Source organism: Streptomyces sp. CB01881 (assembly GCF_002953255.1).
Classification (GTDB): Bacteria; Actinomycetota; Actinomycetes; order Streptomycetales; family Streptomycetaceae; genus Kitasatospora.
In genome coordinates, this window is record NZ_CP026498.1 from 10,994,518 (window position 1) to 10,998,473 (window position 3,956).

General features: G+C 70.8%; 3 protein-coding genes. All 3 read left to right on the forward strand.

Translation table 11 applies throughout. The features are described from left to right. The first annotated feature begins 891 nt into the window (after nt 1-891). Nucleotides 892-2,028, forward strand: coding sequence for a GNAT family N-acetyltransferase (locus C2142_RS37370; RefSeq protein ID WP_148647175.1), 1,137 nt, complete (start codon nt 892-894; stop codon nt 2,026-2,028). Then, on the forward strand, nt 2,025-3,203 hold the full coding sequence (locus C2142_RS37375) for an acyl-protein synthase (protein WP_148647176.1): 1,179 nt from the start codon (nt 2,025-2,027) through the stop codon (nt 3,201-3,203). Before C2142_RS37370 ends, C2142_RS37375 begins: the two co-directional genes overlap by 4 nt. Further along, nucleotides 3,200-3,956 (forward strand): acyl-CoA reductase (locus tag C2142_RS37380; RefSeq protein WP_241003063.1); only part of this gene is annotated, 757 nt, incomplete at its 3' end. The genes C2142_RS37375 and C2142_RS37380, both read left to right, overlap by 4 nt.

Here is a 3,956-nt window from a genome sequence, read left to right on the forward strand (position 1 = left end):
GCCGTCGCTGCCGAACCTGCGGCGAACAGGCCCGACCCATGAGTGGATCCACGATGCGGAACGTTGGTTCCGCGATTCGGTTTCCACAAAATGTAGAAAGCTCGGCCGGGTTGGTCAATAGGTCTCGTTCGATTGCCTCTCGGCACTGCCGGATCTGTGACTTCCTCCAACCGCAGCCCGGCCTGGCAGCCGTACCAGGCCGCGCAACCCGGTGCCGGGCTGCGGGGCCGGCCCCGACGAGAGGGGCGTGCGGGCGAGCTCGGCCATCTGCGGAGATCTCGACCATCCGAGGGGGCGAGAGGCGAGGGGGCGGGCGGGGTCGAGCGGGGCGTACACGATTCCGGGCGGGGGCCGCTTCGATGCGACGGCCCGGCCGGTGCCCACCGCTCGTCCGCGAGGTCCGACGGCAACCCGACTCCACCACCGCTCGCAAAGGGCTCGGCGGCCACTTCGGCCCCAGGATGCGACAGCTCTCCGATCTGGTCCCGGAATCGCCGCCTGCGGGCGGTCGGACCAATTCGTTCGTTGAAATCCGTACATATTTGACGATCCATCAGAGGAGTTTTGGCGAACCATCACCGCTGCTTCTGAATGGCCTGTGATCCTCGTCGCACCGCATCGGGTGAACCCCTTGTCCCGCCTGCCGATGCAGCGTCGACCTCCCGCGAAGGGGTCATCGTGACGCCGAGGTCGGGTTAGTGTGATGGGCAGTCAACTTACAGTGACTGCACTCCTTCGTTCGTGCCCGACGCGGCTCTTGCGGACCTGTCCGGTCCGCCGCACGGCGCTGCCCGAAATCCGGGCCTTCGCCATCGGGCGTGAATTCGTTTCTTCCATGTCGCGTCCGCGCCGATCCGTGGACGTACCGCCTTCGTGGGGGGAGGCAACCCGGTGCTCAACTATTCCCTGGCGCGTCCGGATGATGTCGACGCGCTGCTCCTGCTGTACCGAGAGGTCTACGGAAGTGCGTACGCACTCCCGCTCGGGACCGATCCCGAGGTGATGGCGAGCGAGATCAGCTCTCCGCAGACCACCTGGCTGGTCGCCCGTGAGCCAGGCTGCGGCCGGCTCGTCGGCTCGATCGTCGGCACCCTCGACCCTGCCGCCCGCCTCGGCAAGCTCCAGGGCCTGGTGATCCACCCGGACGCCCGGGGCCTCGGCGCGGGCCACCTGGCCGTCCAGCAGCTCAGCGAGGCAATGCTCGGCGGCGAGCGGCCGGCCGATTCGCTCTACTCGACCGCCCGTACCAACTCCACGGCGCCGCAACGGATCTGCCTGCAGGCCGGGTTCCGGGCGCTCGGCGTCCTGCCGAACCTGCGCAAGGCCGCACGGCACGAGACCATGGTGCTGCTGGCACGCCACCGCGAGGGCGTGCTCGAACAGCGCCTTCCGGTGGCGCGCGTCCCGCAGGCCCTGGGCGGTCTGATGCGGGCCCTGGACGCCGTCCCGGGCCCGCACCCGAGGCCGGAGCTCACCGACGAGCCGCTGCCGGCCCCGGCGACGGGCCCCGGCGCGGAGCTCGAACTCGTCGACGCCCCGCAGTTCGTGGCCCGCCACTTCGCCCGGCACCTGCCCGACCCCGGGCAGTGCTTCTACCCCTTCCATACCCCCAACGTCCTGCTCACCCCCGCTGACGGCGGCTACGAGCTGTACGCGCAGCTCAGCCCGTCCGACGGGTACTGCACGCTGATCGGCGCCGAACCCGGACTCTCCGCGGTCGGCGACGATCTGGACACCATCACCCAGAAGCTCGCCGCCCACGGCGCCAGTTACCTCGAAACCCTGGTGCCGCTGGACAGTTACGAGAACCTGCGGCTGCTGCTCGCGAACGGCTTCCTGCCGGTGGCCGCCTACCCGGCGATGCGCCGCGAGGAGCACGGCTTCCGCGACTACGTGGTGATGGCCCGCACTCTTCAGCCGCTCGACTTCCGCGGCCTGTCCATCGACACCGCCTTCCAGCCGTTCGCCGAGCAGTACATCGAACTGTGGAAGCACCAGAACCTCAACACCAACGGGATATTCCGATGAACCAGTACCTGCGCCCGGTCGCGGTACCCGACGCCGATGCGCTGGCCCACGTACAGCAGCTCTGCGACATCGCCGAGCCGTACCAGGCCGGCCCCGCCACGGACCGCCTCTTCACCGCGGCCATGAATGAGTCCAACGCCTGGCACGCGGCCAGGTCCCCGTTCTTCGACCGGCTGCTCAAGGCCGGCCCGGGGGGCGGACGCCCGCTCGACGGCATCGAGGAACTCGACCGGCTCCCCTTCGTCCACGCCAACTTCTTCAAGGCCCACGAGATCCTCTCGCTGCCCCGCGAGGACGTCCTGCTGCACCTCACCTCCTCCGGTACCACCGGCCAGAGGTCGCAGATGTTCTTCGACGAGTTCACCCTGCGCAACGGCCAGCGCATGGTGGCCCGGGTCTTCGACCACTACGGCTGGATCGACGAGCGGGAGCCGGTCAACTACCTGCTCTCCAACTACCAGCCGCGGCCCGGCCTCAACCTCGGCACCTCGTTCACCGACGAGTACCTGTGCCACTTCGCCCCGGTCCGCTCGGTCGAGTACGCCCTCAAGCACACCGGCAGCACCCACGAGTTCGACCCCTTCGGCTGCGTCCGCACCCTGATCCGCTACGCCGAGGAGGGCGCCCCGGTGCGGATCCTCGGGTTCCCCGCCTTCCTCTCCTTCACCCTGGACCGGATGCGCGACCTGGGCATCGGCCCGCTGGAACTCTCCCCGCGCTCGCTGGTCGTCTTCGGCGGCGGCTGGAAGGGCCACGCGGACCAGCAGGTCGCCAAGCCCGAGCTCTACCGCCGGATCCACGATCAGCTGGGCATCCCGGACGAGCGGATCCGCGACGGCTTCGGCGCCGCCGAACACTCCGTCCTGCACATGGAGTGCCCCAACCATCGCCTGCACGTGCCGGTCTGGGCCCGGATGCTGGTCCGCTCGGTGCGCGACCTCACACCGCTGCCGTACGGCGAGCCGGGCTACGCGCAGTTCGTCTCGCCGTACATCACCTCGGTGCCCGCCCAGTCCGTCCTCATGGGCGACCTGGTCACCCAGCACGCGCCCGAGGAGTGTGGCTGCGCACTGCCCACCCCCTGGTTCACCGTGCACGGCCGGGCCGGCCTCAGCCGCAACCGCAGTTGCGCCGTCGCCGCCGCCGAACTCCTCAAGACCGAGAAGGCCTCATGACCAGCCCCACGACTCCCGACGCGACCACCGACCGGCACTACTGGCAGGGCAGCTGGGTCGACGACACCGAAGCCGGGCGACGCCTCGCCGGGCTCGACACCTGCGCCACCGAGGCCCTCGCCGTCCCGCTCAGCCCGCTGACCGTGCTCGCCGCCTGCGACCGGCTCGCCGGCCTCCTGGCCGACCCCGCGAGCGAGCAGCACCGCCGGCTCGCCCGGCTGCTCGACGAGTCGGGCGTCGGCACCGCGGAGCGCGAGCGCACCCTGCACGACCTCACCGAGGCGCTCGGCCGCGAGGCCCTGGAGACCAAGGTCACCCGCGAGCTCGGCGGGATCGACCCCGGACGGCTGGCCCGCTTCGACTTCCGCCGGGAGATCTTCGAGGGCTGGCTGCCGGTCGGCCTGCTGGTGCACATCGCCCCGGGCAACGCCCCCGCCGCCGGGGCGCTCAGCGTGGTCGAGGGCCTGCTCGCGGGCAACCTCAACATCGTCAAGACCAGTGGCGGGAGCCGCTTCACCCACGCCCTGCTCGCCGACCTGGCCGCGCTCGACCCGACCGGCGCCATCGCGGCGCGCACCGTGGTGCTGGGCTTCCCCTCGTCCCGCACCGACTGGCTGGCCCGGCTCTGCGGCGCCGCCGACGCGGTCGCCGCCTGGGGCGGGGAGGAGGCGGTGAACGCCATCGCCGCCCTCACCCCGCCCGGCTGCCGGCTGGTCGACTGGGGCCCCAAGCTCTCCTTCGCCTACCTCACCG